The sequence below is a fragment of the Gorillibacterium sp. sgz306347 genome (assembly GCF_059735245.1).
Window position 1 is genome coordinate 24352 of record NZ_JCAPET010000017.1, and the last position, 19704, is coordinate 44055.

General features: G+C 53.5%; 20 protein-coding genes and 1 pseudogene. 16 read left to right on the plus strand and 5 right to left on the minus strand.

Annotated elements, in window-relative coordinates; genetic code table 11:
- Nucleotides 1–196 precede the first annotated feature (196 nt).
- From AC6I6H_RS10965 to AC6I6H_RS10975, 3 genes are all read left to right on the plus strand, one after another.
- Entirely contained in the window at nucleotides 197–859 is a 663-nt protein-coding gene (locus tag AC6I6H_RS10965; protein WP_497953807.1) for a Bax inhibitor-1/YccA family protein, read from the plus strand.
- A gap of 196 nt (nucleotides 860–1055) precedes the next feature.
- Nucleotides 1056–1835 carry a M15 family metallopeptidase gene (locus AC6I6H_RS10970; RefSeq protein ID WP_497953808.1) on the plus strand — a complete coding sequence of 260 codons (780 nt, stop codon included), beginning with the start codon at nucleotides 1056–1058 and terminating at the stop codon, nucleotides 1833–1835.
- A 130-nt stretch (nucleotides 1836–1965) separates the two neighbouring features.
- The gene (locus AC6I6H_RS10975; RefSeq protein WP_497953809.1) at nucleotides 1966–3855 is read left to right on the plus strand and encodes a hypothetical protein; all 1890 of its coding nucleotides are present in this window, start codon (nucleotides 1966–1968) and stop codon (nucleotides 3853–3855) included.
- A gap of 398 nt (nucleotides 3856–4253) precedes the next feature.
- On the opposite strand, the gene infC is transcribed toward AC6I6H_RS10975, so the two are convergent.
- Nucleotides 4254–4730, minus strand: a complete 477-nt coding sequence (gene infC / locus AC6I6H_RS10980; RefSeq protein WP_497953810.1) for a translation initiation factor IF-3 — start codon at nucleotides 4728–4730, stop codon at nucleotides 4254–4256.
- 35 nt (nucleotides 4731–4765) lie between these two features.
- Here infC and yxiS point away from each other — a divergent pair, with 35 nt between their 5' ends.
- Entirely contained in the window at nucleotides 4766–5074 is a 309-nt protein-coding gene (gene yxiS, locus AC6I6H_RS10985) for a protein YxiS (RefSeq protein ID WP_497953811.1), read from the plus strand.
- Nucleotides 5075–5079: 5 nt separating this feature from the next.
- Here the strand turns inward: yxiS and AC6I6H_RS10990 are convergent, their stop codons facing one another.
- The 3 genes from AC6I6H_RS10990 to AC6I6H_RS11000 all read right to left on the minus strand — a co-directional run bounded on the left by AC6I6H_RS10990 (nucleotide 5080) and on the right by AC6I6H_RS11000 (nucleotide 7064).
- Entirely contained in the window at nucleotides 5080–5424 is a 345-nt protein-coding gene (locus tag AC6I6H_RS10990; protein ID WP_497953812.1) for a hypothetical protein, read from the minus strand.
- Nucleotides 5425–5450: 26 nt separating this feature from the next.
- Nucleotides 5451–6155, minus strand: a complete 705-nt coding sequence (locus tag AC6I6H_RS10995) for a pirin family protein (RefSeq protein ID WP_497953813.1) — start codon at nucleotides 6153–6155, stop codon at nucleotides 5451–5453.
- 132 nt (nucleotides 6156–6287) lie between these two features.
- Nucleotides 6288–7064, minus strand: coding sequence for a hypothetical protein (locus AC6I6H_RS11000; protein WP_497953814.1), 777 nt, complete (start codon nucleotides 7062–7064; stop codon nucleotides 6288–6290).
- A gap of 268 nt (nucleotides 7065–7332) precedes the next feature.
- On the opposite strand from AC6I6H_RS11000, the gene AC6I6H_RS11005 reads away from it, so the two are divergent.
- The 6 genes from AC6I6H_RS11005 (at nucleotide 7333) to AC6I6H_RS11030 (ending at nucleotide 13272) form a co-directional block, all read left to right on the plus strand.
- Nucleotides 7333–7623 carry a YerC/YecD family TrpR-related protein gene (locus AC6I6H_RS11005; RefSeq protein ID WP_497953815.1) on the plus strand — a complete coding sequence of 97 codons (291 nt, stop codon included), beginning with the start codon at nucleotides 7333–7335 and terminating at the stop codon, nucleotides 7621–7623.
- Nucleotides 7624–7788: 165 nt separating this feature from the next.
- Entirely contained in the window at nucleotides 7789–8562 is a 774-nt protein-coding gene (locus AC6I6H_RS11010) for a sirohydrochlorin chelatase (RefSeq protein ID WP_497953816.1), read from the plus strand.
- A gap of 24 nt (nucleotides 8563–8586) precedes the next feature.
- Nucleotides 8587–9525 carry a diacylglycerol kinase gene (locus tag AC6I6H_RS11015; protein ID WP_497953817.1) on the plus strand — a complete coding sequence of 313 codons (939 nt, stop codon included), beginning with the start codon at nucleotides 8587–8589 and terminating at the stop codon, nucleotides 9523–9525.
- 270 nt (nucleotides 9526–9795) lie between these two features.
- Entirely contained in the window at nucleotides 9796–11430 is a 1635-nt protein-coding gene (rlmD, locus tag AC6I6H_RS11020; RefSeq protein WP_497953818.1) for a 23S rRNA (uracil(1939)-C(5))-methyltransferase RlmD, read from the plus strand.
- A gap of 120 nt (nucleotides 11431–11550) precedes the next feature.
- A complete protein-coding gene (locus AC6I6H_RS11025) occupies nucleotides 11551–12459 on the plus strand; it encodes a Fic family protein (RefSeq protein ID WP_497953819.1) in 909 nt (302 codons plus the stop codon).
- Between the two features lie 42 nt (nucleotides 12460–12501).
- Nucleotides 12502–13272: a hypothetical protein gene (locus AC6I6H_RS11030; protein WP_497953820.1), complete on the plus strand. Its 771-nt coding sequence runs from the start codon at nucleotides 12502–12504 to the stop codon at nucleotides 13270–13272.
- Nucleotides 13273–13333: 61 nt separating this feature from the next.
- On the opposite strand, the pseudogene AC6I6H_RS11035 reads toward AC6I6H_RS11030, so the two are convergent.
- A pseudogene (locus AC6I6H_RS11035) lies at nucleotides 13334–14089 on the minus strand (IS4 family transposase); the annotation flags it as partial.
- Nucleotides 14090–14148: 59 nt separating this feature from the next.
- Here AC6I6H_RS11035 and AC6I6H_RS11040 point away from each other — a divergent pair.
- The 6 genes from AC6I6H_RS11040 to AC6I6H_RS11065 all read left to right on the plus strand — a co-directional run bounded on the left by AC6I6H_RS11040 (nucleotide 14149) and on the right by AC6I6H_RS11065 (nucleotide 19665).
- Nucleotides 14149–14397 (plus strand): hypothetical protein, encoded by a 249-nt coding sequence (locus AC6I6H_RS11040; protein WP_497953821.1) that lies wholly within the window; start codon nucleotides 14149–14151, stop codon nucleotides 14395–14397.
- Between the two features lie 317 nt (nucleotides 14398–14714).
- Nucleotides 14715–15647, plus strand: coding sequence for an HNH endonuclease (locus AC6I6H_RS11045; RefSeq protein WP_497953822.1), 933 nt, complete (start codon nucleotides 14715–14717; stop codon nucleotides 15645–15647).
- 87 nt (nucleotides 15648–15734) lie between these two features.
- The gene (locus AC6I6H_RS11050) at nucleotides 15735–16013 is read left to right on the plus strand and encodes a hypothetical protein (protein ID WP_497953823.1); all 279 of its coding nucleotides are present in this window, start codon (nucleotides 15735–15737) and stop codon (nucleotides 16011–16013) included.
- Nucleotides 15997–16302, plus strand: coding sequence for a type II toxin-antitoxin system RelE family toxin (locus tag AC6I6H_RS11055; protein WP_497953824.1), 306 nt, complete (start codon nucleotides 15997–15999; stop codon nucleotides 16300–16302). The genes AC6I6H_RS11050 and AC6I6H_RS11055 overlap by 17 nt, the downstream gene beginning before the upstream one ends.
- 215 nt (nucleotides 16303–16517) lie before the next feature.
- Nucleotides 16518–17297 (plus strand): Fic family protein, encoded by a 780-nt coding sequence (locus AC6I6H_RS11060; protein ID WP_497953825.1) that lies wholly within the window; start codon nucleotides 16518–16520, stop codon nucleotides 17295–17297.
- A 109-nt stretch (nucleotides 17298–17406) separates the two neighbouring features.
- A complete protein-coding gene (locus AC6I6H_RS11065; RefSeq protein ID WP_497953826.1) occupies nucleotides 17407–19665 on the plus strand; it encodes an ATP-dependent helicase in 2259 nt (752 codons plus the stop codon).
- Nucleotides 19666–19704: the final 39 nt, after the last annotated feature.

Genomic DNA, 19704 nt, shown 5'->3' on the forward strand with positions numbered 1-19704 from the left:
TCAACCAAGCGGAAGCTCGATGAACCGCCGCGCCCGGATTCCCGCAACCGCCGAAAAACCCGCCCAGAGGCCGTGACAGGCGCTCTGCGGCGGGTTTTCCGCATTTTTTCGGTCAAAAGGAGCATGATTTTGTCTTCGGCTATGGTATAATAGTACAAAGCATCCGCTCCAAAATTGCGCAAAGGTGGGAATCCGATTGGAATTTCAGCAAAGCCAAGAAACATTGCATGTAGAGAAAACATATAACCACTCGTTTCACAAATTGCTTCGCATGTTCACGATCTCGATCCTGATTTCGTTTATCGGAACGCTGGCCGGGATGTTCATTCCGCCGGTGCTCTTCATTCCGCTGGTCGTCGTCCAGTTCGTGATGATCATCTCCGCGTTCTTCGTACGGAAAAGAAAACGCGCCATCGGCTTCCCGTTTGTCTTTTCGTTCGCTTTTATCACCGGCATGACGATGTACCCGGCGGTAGCGGGCGCGTCCAATGCGGGCGGCTTCTCGATGGTCAACACCGCGTTCCTGATCACGGCGGCCATCTTTGCCGGGCTGACGTTCTACGCCTACTATTCCAAACGCGACTTCAGCTTCCTCGGCGGCTTCCTGGTCATGGGCCTTATCACGCTCATCGGCTTCAGCCTGGTCGGCCTGTTCCTCGGCGGCTTCGGCGGCACGCTGGGCCTCGGCATCGCCATCGGCGGAACGCTGATTTTCTCGGGCTACATCCTGTACGACATCTCGAACTACAAACACGGGCTCACGGAAGAAATGATTCCGCTGGCCGTTCTCAACCTTTACCTGGACTTCATCAACCTGTTCCTGTACGTTCTCCGCATTTTGGGCTATTCCCGCGACTAACAAAAGCGCGGCCTTGCAGCGGCGTACCGCTGCCGTAATCCCGAAACCGTCCGGGCTGCTCCGGGCGGTTTTTCGTTGTCCGGGACCGGTTCCCGGCAACCTCTTTTTGCTGTCGTGCGTCCTATCTATGTCTTAATCGCAGCAGAGCGGGTAAGGGCCCCGTTGTACGGCCCACATTTTTGAGGAGGAACCCTGAATGAAAAAGTTATCGGTAAAGGCCAGAACCGTCCGGAAGGCGGCGGCCTTGACGTTGATCGCGGCGCTGACGCTCGGCTTGGCCGCTTGCGGCAAGGATGAGGCGGAGGAGGCTGCGCCGACCGCGGCGACATCCGCGGCAGCAAGCGCGGAGCCCGGAGCGACAGCACCTGCGCCGGAAGTGCCGAAAGGCGAGACCGCCCCGGAGAGCATCGCCGTGCTCGTAAATAAAGAGTTTGGCCTGCCGGATGGCTACGAGCCGACGGATTTGGTTTACCCGGAGGTGCATTTTATTTTCGACGAGAAGATTGAAAAGCGGATGCTGCGCCAGGAAGCGGCCGACGCGCTGGAGAAGCTGTTTGCCGGAGCCGAACAGGACGGCATTCACTTGGGCGGCGTTTCGGGCTATCGCTCCAAAGCGACGCAGACGACGCTGTTTAACAACTACGTTGCGAAGGACGGGGAGGAAAAAGCGAAAACGTACAGCGCGGTCCCCGGCTACAGCGAGCACCAGACCGGCCTCGCCATCGACGTGTCCGGCAGCACCGGCTACTGCGCCGCCGACGCCTGCTTTGCCGGAACGCCGGAGGCGGAATGGCTGGCGGCTCACGCGCCGGAATACGGCTACATCATCCGTTACCCGGAGGGCAAGGAAGCCGTCACCGGCTACACCTATGAGCCGTGGCACATCCGCTACGTTGGCGTCGAGCTGGCGCAGGAGCTGGCCCGCACCGGCCAAACGCTGGAGGAATATTACGGCGCCGTGCCGGTCTCGAATTAACGCAGAATTTATCCCTTGCGGTTAGGGCTGCCATACCTGCAACCATTTATATCCAATCCCCGTCATAGATGTAAGTAAAGATGCCGTACGCGGCACCTTGCCGATTCGTTTAATGATGGGAGCTGGGAAAATGATCCGATGGAATCGATCAACAACCGTTCTGCTTTGCGGCGTTTTGCTTCTGCTGACCGCTTGCGGGCCGGGGCAGCACGCAGCCGGCACAATACCGGCTTTGAACCAAAAGGCCGACGCAGGGGATTCGCTTAACACAGAGACGGGCGTAGAGGGAATTGGTATAGCAGCGTCCAGCTCGGCTGGGACCGGCACAGCGGCTGCTGCCCCCGTGGAACCCGGCATTTCCGATATCTTTGGCCTTACAGCCTCTGATATTACATTGGCAAGCGGCGTACGGAGCGGAACCTTTGCTGCAGCCATTACCGAGCTTTGGTTCGGCCAGATGGACGCACGCTCGTCGCGGGAGATCGTTTCTTTTTCGGAGGGCGCTTACCCCAAGCAAATTGTAACGTATGCCCTGCAGGCCGACCGGCTTTACGGCTTCTTTTCCTTCCGCAAGGAGACGAAGGCGGCGGACCGGGAGCGGCTTTTGAAGCTGATCCGTGCCGAAGGCGGCTCGTTCAGCATCGCGCAGGAACACCCGGAGGACCCGCTTCGCTACAAATGGCAGATGGATGTCGGCGGGGAGCGGGCCGTGCTGACGTTTGGGGACCTGCCCTCGATTACGTTTGAAAAAATGCCGCCGCTCACGATGAAGGCGGAGGAAGGTCCGGTGCTGGCCGGTTCCGACTATCGAACCGTTATCCCGGTGATCGATTCACGGCAGACAACGCTGGTCTTCAGCGAGCCGATGCGGACGGACTACCGCGACCCGGCGGGACTCGGCAAATGGCTGGACGACCGGCGCTACCGGATTACGCCGATAAAAGGACAGACCGAAACCCAAATCGACCTCAGCGGCCTTTACAGCAAAAAGGGCAATTACCTGGGCGATGGTCCGGCTCATTTTCTTGTACTGCTGAACCCGAAACCGGCCTCATGGTATCACTCCGTCAGCGGGAAAAAGGTTGGCTGGAGCAAGCTGGACCGGTTCTACGAGCAGGTTTCCTTCGCTCCGGACGGCAGCCGCTACATCGGCATGATCCGGGTCGGCGGCAAGGAGGGGGACGCGCCGGGCGACTACTTCGCTCTGGTGCTGGAGCAAAAAGGAAAAGCGCCGCTCGTCATTGCCAAGCAAAGCCATCAGGTGCCGAACAACTGGCCGCCGGTTGCCTGGATCGATAGCCGGATGTTCCTCTCGTCGGACTGGAAGGATGTGTACCGCTACGACACAAATACCGGGCGGAAGCTGCTCCTGACCTCATATCCCGGCGAAACGGAGCGGCAGGCCAGCCTGAACGGCTTCGCGTACGATGCCGAAAAAGACCGGCTGTACGTGTCCTGGCAGAGGTGGAACGCGGACGAAACCGTTTCGATCGACAGAGAAGTTTACGGTGAAAAAGGGACGGTTCTGCTGGAGGAGCGGAGGGCAGCCGCGCAAGCCTACGTACCCCAATGGTACAACGTTTCCGCTGCGCTGCCTGCCGTGGCATGTACGGGGTTGTTTTGGCGGGAAGCAGAGAGAGGCAAACCGGTCGTGCGTTACCAGGGAGAGGGCGGAGCGCGGGCGGTTCAACCGGGGCAATGGATAGCCTACGACGACGAGGGCGTTTACCTGACTGTACCGGCTGCGGCGGACAAAAAAGAAGCCGCCCGCTATTTCTACTGGAAGGCAGGCGGACAGCCGAAGGCGATCCCCGATCCTTTTGGCGGAAAAGCAGGCAGCGTAAAGCCGTTCGGTTCGCTTTTGCTTGCGCAGGCGGCGGACGGCGGAGCGGCGGGCGCTCCGGCTCCATTGGTCTTCAACAAAACGTCCTGGAGCTGGAAAACCATTCACGCGCCGGCCGGCAGCCACTTCCCGGCCAGCTGGGCGAAGCAGGACCGGTATTACCGGAAGCCGGAATAAGGGGCCGGGGACGCGGCAGCCTGAGAGGAGCCAGGAAGCGGGAATAACCGGACAGGGACGTCGACGGGCCGAAAGGAGCTGGAAATTCGAGAGACGGCTAACCGGCCGGGGATGTCAGCAGCCCGGATGGGCGGCGGAAGGGAGCTGGTAAACCGGGTTGACCGGACAGGGACGTCGATGGGCCGAAAGGAGCCGGCAATTCGAGAGACGGCTAACCGGCCGGGGATGTCGGCAGCCCGGATGGGCGGCGGAAGGGAGCTGNGGGGGCAGCTTACCGGCGTCAGCAGCCACTCGCCTGCGCCATCGGCGGCTGCCTGCCAGCGGCAACTCGCCTTCGCCATCGGCGGCTGCCTGCCTGCGGCAGCCCGCCTTTGCCCTGCGGCAACAGCCTCTCCCGCCTACAGCGGGTCGACCTGCACGGCCGCTTGCTTGCCGCTTAGCTGGATGCCGGTCTTTTTTCGGCCGAGCGGACCGAGGTCGCGGAGCAGCTCTTCCAGCAGCTCCTTGGCCTTCGCTCCTTCTTTGCCCTGGATGCGGACGACCAGCAGCGCGGAATCCCCGGCTTCGAGGATGCGCTCGGCTTGCCTTTTTTTCGTGTCGTAGTCATGCTGTTCAATGTTTACGCTCAGGCGAAGCTCCTTCACCTTGGGCTCGCGGGCGGCCTTGCGCGCCTGCTGCGCCTCCTGCTTGGCTTTTCCCGCACCGACCAGACGGCACGGCGGCGGACTGCTGAACAGTGAATCGCAGACCAGATCGACCTTCAGCTCCTTCGCCAGCTTGAGCGCTTCGCGTGTCGGGACAATGCCAAGGTCTTCGCCGTTCAGGCCGGTTAACGCCACCTCGGCGGCTTTTATTTTTTCGTTCATGATTACCATCGCTACAAGTCACCACCGGAAAGGAGTTTTTACGCATGAATGCAAAAGAACGGGAAGAGGAAATGATCCGCCGCTACCGGCGCGACGAGGAAACGGTGATCCTGGCGTTCGCGCAGTGGTGCGTGAATCTGGGTCTCGACCCGCAGGAAATCTATCGGCTGGCTTACCCCGACCAGCCCGACAACGCCGCGCTTCTCGCGGCGGTCGAGTTAACGGTCCCGAAGGATGAGGCGGGAGAGCGGGACACCGAGGCGTTATTGGACGCCATGTCGGTGTACGGCCATGACGACCTTGCGTTTGTGGTCAGCGAGATCGACGCCCGCATTCCGCGCAAACGGCGGTAAACCGGTCAGCGGCTCTGTTTTTGCTCCCCCTCGAAGTGCTCCGGCACGTATTCGATGCGGTCCTGGGCGACAATCGTCAGCCTTTGCCGTTCGGGCTGGTAGCTGACCGGGCCTTCTTTTACATAAAACCAAAGCTTGACCGTCGGCTCGCCCGGCGTTTCCCGAAAAAGAAACACATTCAACTCGTCCTTCCATTTGAGCAGTTCCTCCACCTGGGGCGTAAACGGCGTGTGCACCGTAAAGGTCCAGCGGCCGTCTTTTTCGTCCAGCCGGTAGTCCAGAAGCTGCTTGTCCGAGTCGAGAAAAGTGCGCCCGCCCACGGCGTGCCGGACGATGAACGTTTCTTTCATGTCAATCCCTCCTTTCGGATGAGGCGCTAGGGCAAGTCGATCAGCATAAAATAGGAAGGCTCCTCGGCCCGCAGGGTCAGCTCCGGCGTCTCCGTGATCCGGGCGGAATCCCTCGCGGCAAGCGGGATGCCGTTGGCCGCCACCCGTCCTTCCATCACGAACAAAAAAACGCGGCGTCCCGGCTGCTGCCGGAATACGAGCGAAGCGTCCTTGCCCGGGCGGCTGAGGTAGAGGGTCATGTCCTGGTGAATAAACGCCGTGCGGACCCCCTCGAGCTCCGAACCGGAAACAACCGGCAGCAGGCGGTCGATCATCGCGGACGAATCGTAATCGAAGGTTTCGAAAGAAGGCTCCAGCCCGCGTTCGTTCGGCATAAACCAGAGCTGGAGCAGCTCCATTTCTTCGGAATCGGAGGCGTTGTATTCGGCGTGGATCATACCGCTGCCGGCGGTCATCCGCTGCACGCCGCTGCTTCCGGTCGTCACCGTGTGGCCGAGGCTGTCCTCGTGCCGGATGGCGCCGCGCAGCAGCACGGACACCACCTCCATGTCGCTGTGCGGATGCGGGCCAAAGCCGCGTCCAGGCGCAACGGTATCGTCATTGCAGACGCGCATGACGCCAAAGGCGGTGTTGTCCGCGTCGAAATAATCGCCAAAGGAAAAGCTCGGCCGGCTCACGAGCCAGCCCCGGTCGACCCGGTAACGCTCGTCTGCGGGATAAACTCGGATCATCTGCGTCACCCTTTCCGCTCGGTTGATTTCCCGATTTCTCAAGCCCATTGTAGCAAAATCAAAAAAAGCCCGCCAATCGGCGGGCCTGCCTACGTCGGCAAGAGTTGCTTTGGAAGACGGCAGAGGTAGGGGTTACCTCCGCCGTTTGCCTGCCGTGCTGCGTCCGGTCTTCCCGCGCCGGGTGCCGCGGCGTGCCGTCTTCCGCTTGCCTTTGCCGGAGCGCCGGCGTTTGGCCTTTATGGGCGCCTCCTCGTCCGCATCCTTCGACTTGCCGAGAGAGCCGACGAGAAGCTTCAGCATCGGGGCGACCTGCTGCATTTGGGACATGAATTTTTGCACCTTGCTGATCGTGCCGATGACGCCCTGAATGCCGCCAAGCTGATCCACCACCGATTTGATCTGGTTGAGGTTGAAGCCGCCGCCTGCGCCGCCCGACCCGCCACCGCCAAGGAGGCCGCCGAGCAGCCCGCCGGGCCGGCCGCCCGCGCCGCCGGCTCCGAATGGCGGACGACCGCCGCCGCCCAAGAGGCCGCCGAGCAAGCCGCCTCCTCCGCCTCCGCCCGCTCCGCCGCCGGGCAGCGCCGGAGGCCCGGCCAGCCCGCCGGGCGGGCCGAAGCCTCCGCCCGCGCCAAAGCCCCCGCCCGCTCCGGGCGGAAGGGGCGCTCCTGCGCCGGGGCCAAACGCGCCCGGCAAAAAGCTGCCGCCGCCGGGAGGAAACCCGCCGCCTGCGCCGCCCCCCGGGAAGCCGCTGCCGAAGCCTCCTCCCGGCGCCAGGCTTCGATCCGCCGCGGCGCGGGTTCCTCGGGGAACGCGGTGGGAGGAGATGGCGGCTTGCTGTACAGCTCCGGCGGAATGCGGCTGATATGGAACGACCGAGTAAGCTGCCGGTCTGTTTTGATCCGTTGTCACTGGCTCACGCCCTTTTCCTTTTGTGGGTGTTTTGGTTATAATCTATGAAGTAGGCAAACGTTTGGTATGGACGAATGTCCCGCTTTTGTTCGCTTTTGCGGATTTAGTGCGCTAACGCTGAAAAATTTCACCGTTTGAAACGGCCGGGCAGGAATTCGCCCTTCCCGCAGCGAATGATATCGGTATTCGGAACAAAAGGCCGCACGCCTACCTTTTCATCATCCCGTTTTTCGATTCCAGGAACCGAATCCGAAGGAGACCGCAGACGATGCAGCTTAAAAAACTAAACGACAAGTCGATCGATCAATTATTTGAGGCGATCCTGACCTTAAAGGATAGCGAGGAATGCTACACGTTTTTTGATGATTTGTGCACGGTGAACGAAATCCAGTCGCTCGCCCAGCGCCTGGAAGTGGCGCGAATGCTGCGCAAGGGCAACACGTACAACCAGATTGAAGCGGAGACGGGCGCGAGCACGGCGACGATCTCCCGCGTGAAGCGCTGCCTGAACTATGGCAACGACGGCTACAAGCTGGCGCTGGAGCGGCTCGACCGGTAATTCCGGAGGGCAGCTTCCACCGGGGGATTCCCGGCTGGTCCAGCGAGCGATAGCTCTTTGGCACCGGAAGGAAACGCCTTTTTTGGAGCCAGGGACGAATTGACAATTTCCCGGGGAATCAGTAGCATGTAAGGTATCTGATTCCTTTGGGGGAGCTTCTGAGCGATGCATAAATACGGCGTACTGGTGATCAGCCACGGCTCGCAAAACCCGGACTGGGTGCGGCTGGTGGACGATGCGGCGGCCGGGGTCCTTCTTCCCGATGGAATCCCGGTTTTTTCCTGCTTTCTGGAGAATGTTCCCGGGCGGTTGATCCTGGACGGCATTCGGGAGCTGGAGGGCCGGGGCGTAACGGATATTTTGGCAATCCCGCTGTTCATCTCGGAAGGAAGCGGGCATGTCGGCGAAATTGCCGCCATGCTTGGAGCCGGAGAAGAAGCCATCCCGCGAACGGCGAACGTGTACTATGGAAGGCCGCTGGACGACGACCCGCTCGTCGCCTGCATGCTCGGTGACAAGCTTCTGGAGCTGTCGAACGATGCGGAACGGGAGCTCCCGGTATTTGTCGGCCATGGAAGCTCGGACCCGGCGCTCGAAGCCTGCTATCGGCGCACGCTGGACTCGCTGGCGCGCCGGATTTTGGAGCGGACCGCTTACCCCGAGGCGGTAACGGCGCTCCTCAACCCTGACAAGGAAGAGCTTGCCCGCAAGGTGCGGGAAGCCGCTTTGCGCCGCCCGGACCGGGAGCCGCTGGTGGTGCCGCTTTTTCTGAGCGAGGGCTTTTTTACGGAGACGGTCATTCCCTCCCGCCTGAAGGGCATTTCCTGCCGGTACAGCGGAAAAGCGCTGCTGCCGCACCCTCTTTTGCCGGAGTGGATCAAACAGGAAGCGCTGCGGCTGCGGAATAAGGCGGACGCCGATGCGAATAAAATGGAATGAAACCTGATTATAGGGTGGTCATAGATGGCAAAGCGAGCACGATTGATTTATAACCCGACCTCGGGCCGGGAGGAAATGCGCCGGAAGCTGCCGGACATTCTGCAGCGGCTGGAGCGGGGCGGACTGGAGACGTCCACGCACGCGACGATCGGAGAAGGGGACGCGGTGCTGGCGGCGCGCGAAGCCGTTCACCGGGACTTTGACATCGTCATCGCAGCCGGCGGAGACGGCACATTAAACGAGGTGATCAACGGGCTGGCGGAGCATCCGGTGCGCCCGAAGCTGGGCATTTTGCCGCTCGGGACGACGAACGATTTTGCCCGGGCGATGGGCATTCCCCGCAACCACGAGGCGGCCTGCGATCTGATTTTGCAGCAGCAGACGGTGCCGATCGATATCGGGAAGATCAACCAGAAGTATTTTATCAACATTGCGGGCGGGGGTTCGCTCACGGAGCTGACCTATGAGGTGCCGAGCCGTCTCAAGACGCTGATCGGCCAGCTGGCCTATTACGTCAAAGGCTTGGAAAAGCTCGCCTGGCTGCGCCCGATCCAGGTGACGATCGAGACGGACGAAGAGACGTTTGACGAAGACATTATGCTCTTCCTCGCGGCCAACAGCAACTCGGTCGGCGGCTTCGAAAAGCTCGCGCCGGACGCCAACCTGCACGACGGCAAGCTCGATCTGGTGATCGTGCGCAAATGCAACCTGCCGGAGTTCATCCGCCTCGCCACCGCCGCCATGCGCGGCGAGCACATGAGCGACCCGCACATCCGCTACGTGACGACCTCCTACGTGAAGGTAACCTCAAACGACTACGTCCAGCTGAACCTGGACGGCGAATACGGTGGCACGCTGCCCTGCGAAATTTCCCTGCTCCCCTCGCACCTGGAGGTTTTCGCCAGCGAAAACGGGGAATACTCGTACAAGTCAAAGGCGAAGCCGAATTCGGTTTTGCAGTGAGGGACGGGGGGTGAGGGACGTTTGAGGAACTCAACTTATATAGAAAACGGTTCAGGATGAAAAAATACACCGCGTCAACCGGTGCCGGCATAATAGCAGAATCGAAAAGGTGTCCGATCGGCCCTCAAGCCATAAAACTGATAAAAGAGATGCCTTGCAAGGGGTTCAAGCGATAGAGTCGGGTGAAAAAAGGAGAGACTGTCGGGGGCGAAAGCGGCTCCCGTTTCGTTTTTCCCGGGAATGCAAACGAAAGGCCAGGTGGGTCCGCGAATGAAAAAAACGAGGCAAACCAGCAAACATCAACCAAAAGAAAGCGCCGCGTGGGAAAAGGACCTGCCCGTCGCCAAAAACGACCAGGTCGTTGCAGACATCGTGGGGCTCGGCCATGAAGGCGAAGGCGTCGGCCGGGTGAGCGGCTACACGCTGTTCATCCCGGGCACGCTTCCCGGCGAGCGGGTAAAAGCGAAGGTCCTCAAGGTCAAAAAGCAGTACGGCTACGGAAAGCTGCTGGAGGTACTGGAAACGAGCGGCGACCGGATCGCCGCCCCCTGCCCGATTTACGATCAATGCGGCGGCTGCCAGCTCCAGCATTTGAGTTACGAGGCACAGCTTCGGCACAAGCGGCAGATGGTGATCGACGCGCTGGAGCGGATCGGCAAGCTGCCGACGCGGCTGGCGGAGGCGGAAGTAGAGAGCGGCTTGGCAGGCGACAAGGGGACGGAGCATGCCGGAAAGGCAGGGGAAAAAGGGACGGAGCAGGCCAGAGAGGCAGAGGAAAAAGGGACGGAGCAGGCCAGCGAGGCAGGGAAGGCCACTTTGCCGGTTCAACCGGCCAGCGGACGCGCCGCCTTAGGGAGCGAAAGCCGCCCGGCCATCCCTGTCCATCCGGTCATCGGCATGGACAAGCCCTGGCAGTACCGCAACAAAGCACAAGTTCCGATCGGGGAGAATGAAGGCGGCCTGGTCGGCGGCTTCTACGCGCAGGGCACGCACCGCATCATCGACATGGACGCCTGCCTGATCCAGCACGAAGCAAACGACGATGTGGTGCGAAAGATAAAGGCGGCCGCATCCGGTCTCGGCATCACCGCCTATAATGAAGAAACGGGACGCGGACTGCTCCGCCATGTCGTTGTCAAAATGGGCTTCCGCACCGGCGACATGATGGCCGTTTTGGTCATCAACGGCGACCGGCTTCCGCAGCAGGACAAGCTGGTGGAAGCCATTCGTGCGGCGGTGCCGGCCATTAAAAGCATCGGCGTCAACTACAACGCCCGGCAAACCAATGTCATCTTCGGGGACCGGACGGAAACCGTGTGGGGCGATGAAGTCATTTACGACTCCATCGGAGACGTAAAGTTCGCGATCTCGGCGCGTTCGTTCTATCAAGTCAACCCGGTGCAAACCGAAGTTCTGTACCAAAAAGCGCTCGAGTACGCCGCCCTGACCGGAGGCGAAACCGTGATCGACGCCTACTGCGGCATCGGCACGATCTCGCTTTTCCTGGCCCGGCACGCCGGCCGCGTCTACGGCGTCGAAATCGTGCCGGAAGCCATCGCCGACGCCCGCCGCAACGCCGAGCTAAACGGCCTGACCAACGTCGACTTCGCCGTCGGCAAAGCCGAAGAAGTCATCCCCGCCTGGCGCGCCGACGGCATCGCCCCCGACGTCATCGTCGTCGACCCGCCGCGCAAAGGCTGCGATCCGGCCCTGCTCGACACGATGCTCGCCATGCGCCCCGAGCGCATCGTGTACGTCTCGTGCAACCCGGCCACCCTCGCCCGCGACCTGCGTGTGCTGGAGGATGGCGGGTATCGGACGGTGGAGGTTCAGCCGGTGGATATGTTTCCGCATACGGTTCACGTGGAGTGCGTAACTCGGATGGACTTTATCGGAAAAGGGTAAAAACCACAATATGTAGTGGTTTTCAAAGAGTATACCACACTGCATGTTGATTTTTGTTTACATTATTTGGTTGGCGGATTTTGGGCCCAAAAGTGCCCTTTCCATGGATGGACTTCTTTAATGACACAAAACAGGGTGTTTATTCAAGATATTTACAGGGTTATTAGGGCGGAAATCCGCGGGCTTCTAATGGCGGTTTTCTTGTCTACATTTCAATTGACATCCAGAACAGAACATGCGGTAATGAAACAAGAGGAAGGAGTGAGCAGTGTGGATTACCCAGAATTGCTGCGCAAAAGAGCCTTATACGAGCAGGCTAAAGATACACTCCCGGAGATTACCGTCAAAAGCTATGTGCAAGCGTTCGAACTGGAGTATACGCATAACTCCACAGCCATTGAAGGAAACACCCTGACGCTTCTGGAAACCAAGGTGGTTTTGGAGGAAGGGTTGTCCGTAGGCGGCAAGAAGCTGCGGGAGATTTATGAGGTCATTAACCACAATAAGGCTTACCAGCATGTGAAAGCTTGCATTGCCCAGGGCTTGCCGCTGGATGAAATCATCATTAAAGATATTCACGCCATCCTGATGGAGAACATTATGGTGGGCGGCATCTACCGAAATGTGGAAGTATATATTTCAGGCGCCGCTCATACGCCGCCTGCACCGAATGAGATGTACCGTCAGGTAAAGAACTTCTATGCTGATCTGCCAGAGAAAGATGCCACCAACGCCATTGAGCTTGCAGCATGGACCCACGCGGAGTTTGTCCGCATTCACCCGTTTGCCGACGGCAACGGCAGAACCTCGCGGCTCATCATGAACTACCAATTGATGGCCCATGGTTTTCTGCCCGTCTCCATTGCCAAGGAGGCCCGGCTGGATTATTTCAACGCGCTGGAAGCCTACGCTGTGCATCGGGACTTGAAGCCCTTTGCCGACATGATCGCCACCCTGGAGGAAAGGCGGCTTGACCGCTACCTGGGGATGATCGAGCGGCAGAAACAAGGCGGGCTGCAATTGGAGTGAAGCGAAACTCGAATATTAGACATGGAGAAGGGCGTGATTTTGATGTCTGACTTGAGTACATTACGCTACTATGTTGAAATTGATAAATACCTTTTTGAAGATGAAACAATAATCCAGATTGGTGGTAAAAAGCTAAAAGAGGTTAAACTTAAAATTTGTAAAGAAAGCAATCCCCTTTACGCTTTGTTTATTGAGTTTTCTCTGTCAGATGTAAATAGTCTGGAAGAAGCGGAGAAGGCTGTACAAACGAGCTTGAATAACATCATTATTGAACTCTCGACTAAATATAAGTTATATGCTGGTAATGTATACTTAGTAGAGTATAAAATTTTTAATAAAGGTGAGGCTATTCTAGTTTCGAGTTTAACAGTTAGAAGACCTATGGATGACATTTTAAAATTAGATGAGAAACAAGAATTGATTCAATCATTGAGCAATATTGTAAAAGCACCTCCTACGTCGTCCGAAAATATTGCTAAAAACTTATTTAGAGTTGCGTTGTCAAATAGGGATGTTACTGCGAAGTTTATGTTACTTTGTTTAATTCTTTTATACTGCACTAAGGATGATAATGGAATTGAAAAGCAGGAATATGTGGATAAGTTTATAATTGAAGCTATAGGTGAAATCGCTTCACAGTATCTTGATGGTCCACGGCTGAAAAAAGATAAAACAACTCATATTAAAGAAACAATTTACACTAAGCTGCGGAATGAAATAGGGCATTATAGAGTTGTAGACTTGGATGAGACCAGAAAAGAAATGGAGAGAACAATCGACTCTCTTATAGACATAGTTCATAAAGCTATTTAGACGAAATGAGACCGTTCAAAAAGTAGATTTACATACGCCTGTTGATTTACCGGAAACTGGATTATGGCAATGCTAAATGAAGAGCCAAATAAACCACCCATTCGGGAGGCAAGGCTGCCAAGCTAATCAGTCGGTCAAACTCTGCAAAAGATAATCGAGCACTTGGGTGAACCTGACAATTTCCCTGCATGTACACGTACTGAAGCAGCACGTACACAATTAATGCGGTGTATAATTGTCCGAAAACGGCATTCGGTGTTGTTCCAAAAAGTTTCGGCACATTTAAATGCTGTTTAATCCATCGAAAAAACACTTCGATTTGCCAGCGTTGTCGGTAGATTTCTGCAATTTTCTCCGCCGAGGGTCGGTGTAAGTTGGTCGCCAGAACAACGGGGTTGCCTTGGGGATCCTTCAGCTTTACGACCCGAAATCGATATCGGGTCAAGGACGCTTTTGTTCCGAGTTGGCAGGTCAAATCTTGCTCAATCGTATGGGCATAGAGACGTTTTCGTTCACGATAAACAGGCTGATGCAGGACCGTGTTGTTTCGCAACCGGATGACAAAATACTGGCGTTGCTCCTGCTCCATGTAGGCATCAAACTGGTTATGCTTCCCGTAGGCACGATCCGCAACCAAAATGAAGCGCGCGTCTGTTACCACACTGCACAGGGTCGAGTCGTGCTGCTTTCCCGTCGATTCCGTTACCCGGTGGAGCTCGCCAGTCTCGGTCAACAAAGACACGTGAAGCTTAATGTCGCTCTTCTCTCCTTTGACTGATGGTGCCCAAGGCAGCCGATTGTGACCGGCAGAAATGGTTGTAGAATCTAATCAAACTGAGAACGGTAAGGGGATTATTAAACTTGTGGAGAGAAGATTTGATCAAATTAAAAAGTGAGGCTCAACAGCGTGTTCAAAACTTTGATATAAAATTAAAAGAATTTGAGTTAAATGTCGGTTTAGGCAGTTTAAAAGGAAAAGAATTATTATTACAAAAAATAGCAGTTAAGCAGTTTGAGATACTGCATTTAACTTCTCAGCATCACCTAAATTTTATCGAGGCTGAGTTAGAAAAGTTGGAAACTTTAATTAATAATAGAATTGGAAATGATGAAAATTATGTATAATGTCTTTGGTTAACAGAGATTTAAAGAAAAATGGTATCTTATGGATACATTTTTCTTTGAATCTCTGTTTCTTAGTTGTGGGTTTTATTTTACAATGTTAGTAGCTGGAGTCTTATAAAAGTCTTTTGATTATGTAGCGCTCGAACTAAATTGAGTCCATTAAAGCAAAATCTGAAATATAGTGTTCTAATAATAATAGGAAAAACATTCCTTTTTATTGATGCTGGAACTTATTAGTCAAGATCTGCTCGCGAATCATTTTAGACAGAACTACTACATTTTGTTAGTCGAGCCTGTTTGCTAGGAGTGAATGCGATGTGAAAATCTATATTGGAGTAACTGACCATAATTGGTTTCAATATTTGGCTGCTGAGAAACCAGATGAACTGAACTTTTGGCAACCAGGTGGGAAGCAAGCTTTTAAAGCTATACCACCCAATGCACTTTTTCTGTTCAAATTGCATAGTCCGCTAAATTATATTGTTGGCGGCGGTGTTTATGTCCGCCATTCTTTTTTGCCTATATCGTTAGCCTGGGAGGCCTTTGGCAATAAAAATGGCACAAGGGATTATCTGAGCTTCAGAAATGCCATTTACAAATACAGAAAAACGGATCATCGCACTGAACCTGATCCAACTATCGGTTGTATCATTCTCACCACGCCGTTTTTCTTCGAGAAAAAGGACTGGATTCCAGTTCCCGAGGATTGGAAGCCGAATATTGTACAGGGAAAGACATACGATACGGAGACTGAATTAGGGCAGCAACTCTATATGCGGGTTCAGTCTGTGCTTCAGTATCAGTTATTGAGTATGTCTGAGCTTGTGGCAGATGAAAGTGAAGCAAGGCGATATGGATCGGCTCAAACGGTTTTTCCGAGATTAGGGCAAGGAGCATTTAAAGTCTTGGTCACGGAAGCTTATCATCGCCGGTGCGCCATTACTGGCGAGAAAACACTCCCGGTTTTGGAAGCAGCACATATTAAGCCGTTTTCTCAAAACGGACCGAATGTGACGAGCAACGGTCTTTTGTTGAGGAAGGATATGCACACCTTGTTTGACCGGGGCTATCTCACGATCAATGAGGATCTTCAAATTGAAGTAAGCAAACGGATTAAAAAGGACTATGGTAACGGAAAAGAGTATTATGCGTATCATGGTAAGAAGTTGGCCGAAATGCCGCAAGAGCAACAGGAACGACCATCCGCTCAGTTTCTTTTATGGCATAATGAACATGTGTATTTGGCCTAATTCCCATGAATGCATTGTCGATGCCCGTTTATGATATAATGAACTAAAAGTTCCCCTACGGGATTACAAATTAAGGAGTTGAAGAGGATGGGGATAAACCGGGAAGAATTGAAAAGGCTGATTGATCAAATACCGGAGCAAGATGCGCTCCAGGTGTATGATTTCATTGGATATTTGAACATGAAACGCGAAAAATCAGATCAGGATCAACCGGATTTTTCGTTTCTAGAAAACGATTCGGATTTGATCCACCAGGTACAGCGTAGCCGCGAGGACCGTGAACAAGGGCATATTTATGGAAAGGAAACCGGGCTCGAATATTTGCAGGAAAAGATAAGGGAATTCGAACATGGACAGAATATATAGCGTATATTGGACGCAATCCGCTATTGATGAATTAAGCGGGATACTTGCCTATCCACCAGAAGTGAAGGAGCGCATTTACCTGGATTCGTTTGATCGGTTACAGTATACCCCTACGCTTACTGCCAAGCAGATCAAAAACGGTAAACTTCGTGGACTTTGGGCGAGGCTTGGACTTTATCAGGTCATTCTGGTGTTTGAGGTTGATGAAGATTCGGCAAAAGTATGGATCTATGGCATTAAGCACAAGCGCGAGAATGTTTACTGGAAACGCAGCGGAAGAAGCAATTGATTATGATGATTTTATAGACTCCCCTCCGCGGCGGAGTTTTTTTGTATTGTGGCGAGAGACAACAATCGGGGCTACGATTACGGCTCCGAATAGATGAAGAATGAAGTGGCGCAGCTGCATATTTTGCATGCCAGAATGCTATAATGATAGTAATAGGCTGGATCAGTTCTGATTCTCAAATTAAGAATCTCTTGCGAACGATTAGGAGAAAGCTAATGGCCAACCAAACGTTGTTAAAGCTTTTGCAGGAAGAAATGAGAATGGGGCTTAAAGGGGGGCTGTATCATCAGACCCAAATTAAGCTTGCGTATAATTCCAACCGGATTGAGGGCAGCAAGCTGTCAGAGGATCAGACTCGTTATATTTTTGAGACGAATACGCTGCATGTGGACCCGGAAGAAACGGCAAATGTTGATGACATTATGGAGACGGTAAACCATTTTGTCTGCTTTGACCATATGCTAGCACATGCACAGGAGAGTCTGTCTGAAGATATGGTCAAGGAATTTCACCGCATTCTAAAGAGGAACACTTCCGATGAGAGAAAAGAATGGTTTCGGGTAGGCGATTATAAAGCAAGGCCCAATGTGGTTGGGGATATGAAAACAACCGCCCCAGGAAAAGTGGCAGCCGTGATGGGTAAGCTATTAGCCGCGTATCATCAAAGGTCCCATATATCGCTGGAGGACATTATGGATTTTCATCACGAATTTGAGAGTATTCATCCGTTCCAGGACGGCAATGGCCGGGTTGGCAGGATTATCATGTTTAAGGAATGCCTACAGCATAACATTACGCCGTTCATCATTGACCATGAGCATAAGTTGTTTTATTACCGCGGCCTGAAGGAGTACCGTTCGGAGAAGGGATACTTGCTGGAAACCTGCAGGTCGGCGCAGGATCGGTACGAAGCGTTAGTAGATTATTTCTTCCCTGAATTGAGAAACTCCGGGCAGGAACCATGTTCAAATCCAGGACCGAACCAATCGTTGTAAACTGCAGGCTGTTCATTCGATTCACGATAACTCTACCAAGTTTCAATAGAATCATCATCCGTGATAGACTATCAGGGCACGTGGAGCCGCTTGAAAGGGTAAATAGGGTATGAGCAATACTGAAGATTTCTTCACTCGACAGAAAAAAGAATTGGGCGTTGAATTAAATCGTGTTCAGAAGAAAGCGGTTCTCCAGACAGAGGGACCGCTGCTTTTGCTGGCTTCTCCTGGTTCGGGCAAGACAACGACGATCATCATGCGAATTGGTTATCTTATTGAGGAAAAGGGGATTCGTCCCGATCGTATAAAGGCTGTTACCTTTAGTCGCGCCTCGGCCAGCGATATGTCGGAACGGTTCAAACGATTTTTTCCTCAGCTTCCTCCTGTCGATTTTTCCACCATCCATAGCTTTGCGTTTGAGGTTGTTCGAGAACATTTGCGTGCCACCAAAACCCCTTTCCAACTTATCGAGGGTGAAGTCGACTTGGAGGTACAGGAATCCGCTGATTCAAGGACTCCGCCGCTACACAAGAAGTTCATATTGCGAAGGCTCTTTAAAGAAATTGTCGGCGAGAACATTACGGATGAACAATTGGATGAACTTACGACCTACATCAGTTTCATCAAAAACAAAATGATCCCGCCCGAAAAGTGGTGCATGGTGAAAGTTGATGTGCCAGAAGCCGAACAGATCCTGCGCGAATACGAGACATACAAACAATCGGGATACAGCAAGCTGCTTATCGATTTCGATGACATGCTGACCATTTGCGTAAAGGTCCTAGAGCGAGATATCGGACTCCTTCAAAACTATCAACAAAAATATGATTACGTCCTGACAGACGAGAGTCAGGATACCTCTATGGTTCAACATGCGATCATTGAAATGCTGGTGCAAAAACATCAAAACCTTTGTGTGGTTGCGGATGACGATCAAAGCTTGTATAGCTGGAGAGGTGCGGAACCAACTTATTTGCTCCATTTTAAGAAGACATATCCGAATGCGGTCACTTTGTTTATGGAGCAAAATTACCGTTCTACAAAAGACATTGTAGAGGTTGCTAACCAGTTCATTAAGCGGAATAAAAATCGCTACAACAAGAACATGTTTACAAAGAACCCCTCGTTCAAGCCGATCAAAATGAAAAGTTTTGCTGATTATGTCCATCAAGCGAAATTCTTGGTTCAGGAAATCCAGAAGATCGGGAATCTTGCGGAAGTTGCCGTGCTCTATCGCAATAACTCCTCATCCATTTCATTAATGAATGAATTCGATCGGGCGGGAATTCCATTTTACATGAAAGATGCCGACAATCGCTTCTTTTCGCATTGGGTTGTGGAAGACATTCTCAATTTCATGCGAATGACGTTTACAGACAAGCGTCCGGAACTATTGGAGAAGATCCATTTGAAATTCAAGGGATACATAAGCAAACAACAGATGGCGGCATTGCTTGAAATAGACAACAACGAGTCCGTTTTTGATAATTTGCTGAATCGGGTACCACTACAGGATTATCAACAGAAGCAGCTAAAGGATTGCAAAGAGACATTTCAGCAAATGAAAGGGATGCCGCCGCTTCCTGCTATACGTGTCATACGAGATCGGCTTGGTTATGAGAAAGCACTTGAGAAAATGTGTGATCGGCTCGGTTTTCGTAAGGAATACCTGCTCGGTATTTTGAACACTTTGGAAGAGATCGCAGCGGGTCTTGACACGATGGAGTCTTTTGCGAGTCGCTTGAAGCACTTGGAGGCCGTGCTGAAGACAGCCAAATCCAGAAAAGGACAAAATGCAGTAACCTTCTCTACCATGCACAGCTCCAAGGGATTAGAGTTTGAAAGGGTGTACATGATTGACCTGGTTGAAGGGATTATCCCCTCGACGGATGATTTCGGAAGTGTTGATTTAATGGAGGAAGCGACACGTCTCTTTTATGTTGGTATGACAAGGGCAAAAAAGGATTTGGAACTCCTGGTTTATCGTGAGAGAGATGGGGAGAAGGTAAGGGAGTCGAGGTTTGTAACAGCTGTTCGGACCATAATGAATCCGCCGAAGCAAGAGCAAAGGACTAACAATCAGATCAAAAATGAAGGGATGAAATCAACGGCAGCTGCCCGAATCATCAGAAGTGAAGGAGAAAGTAAAAGTGGAACGATGAAGAGGAGTGTCGGGATTCCCCATAATCCAAACGCCATTCGAGATAAAGAAGAGTTGACGCGGGGGAATATTGTTAAACATAGGGTGTTTGGGACGGGTACCATTACTACGGTTACGGATGAAACGATGCAAATACGGTTTGCTTCAAGCGAGAAAGTATTATCTATAGCGACTTGTCTCGAAATGGGGTTGTTGGAGCTCGTGTGAAATGAAATGATCCTGAATTGCCAATAGGGGGAAGGCAGC

Bases quoted from the DNA above. Each gene is read 5' to 3' on its own strand.
- AC6I6H_RS10970 (WP_497953808.1), top strand. From the start codon at position 1,056: ATGAAAAAGTTATCGGTAAAGGCCAGAACCGTCCGGAAGGCGGCGGCC.
- AC6I6H_RS10975 (WP_497953809.1), top strand. From the start codon at position 1,966: ATGATCCGATGGAATCGATCAACAACCGTTCTGCTTTGCGGCGTTTTG.
- infC (WP_497953810.1), bottom strand. From the start codon at position 4,730: ATGGTAATCATGAACGAAAAAATAAAAGCCGCCGAGGTGGCGTTAACC.
- yxiS (WP_497953811.1), top strand. From the start codon at position 4,766: ATGAATGCAAAAGAACGGGAAGAGGAAATGATCCGCCGCTACCGGCGC.
- AC6I6H_RS10990 (WP_497953812.1), bottom strand. From the start codon at position 5,424: ATGAAAGAAACGTTCATCGTCCGGCACGCCGTGGGCGGGCGCACTTTT.
- AC6I6H_RS10995 (WP_497953813.1), bottom strand. From the start codon at position 6,155: ATGATCCGAGTTTATCCCGCAGACGAGCGTTACCGGGTCGACCGGGGC.
- AC6I6H_RS11005 (WP_497953815.1), top strand. From the start codon at position 7,333: ATGCAGCTTAAAAAACTAAACGACAAGTCGATCGATCAATTATTTGAG.
- AC6I6H_RS11010 (WP_497953816.1), top strand. From the start codon at position 7,789: ATGCATAAATACGGCGTACTGGTGATCAGCCACGGCTCGCAAAACCCG.
- AC6I6H_RS11015 (WP_497953817.1), top strand. From the start codon at position 8,587: ATGGCAAAGCGAGCACGATTGATTTATAACCCGACCTCGGGCCGGGAG.
- rlmD (WP_497953818.1), top strand. From the start codon at position 9,796: ATGAAAAAAACGAGGCAAACCAGCAAACATCAACCAAAAGAAAGCGCC.
- AC6I6H_RS11025 (WP_497953819.1), top strand. From the start codon at position 11,551: ATGACACAAAACAGGGTGTTTATTCAAGATATTTACAGGGTTATTAGG.
- AC6I6H_RS11030 (WP_497953820.1), top strand. From the start codon at position 12,502: ATGTCTGACTTGAGTACATTACGCTACTATGTTGAAATTGATAAATAC.
- AC6I6H_RS11050 (WP_497953823.1), top strand. From the start codon at position 15,735: ATGGGGATAAACCGGGAAGAATTGAAAAGGCTGATTGATCAAATACCG.
- AC6I6H_RS11055 (WP_497953824.1), top strand. From the start codon at position 15,997: ATGGACAGAATATATAGCGTATATTGGACGCAATCCGCTATTGATGAA.
- AC6I6H_RS11060 (WP_497953825.1), top strand. From the start codon at position 16,518: ATGGCCAACCAAACGTTGTTAAAGCTTTTGCAGGAAGAAATGAGAATG.
- AC6I6H_RS11065 (WP_497953826.1), top strand. From the start codon at position 17,407: ATGAGCAATACTGAAGATTTCTTCACTCGACAGAAAAAAGAATTGGGC.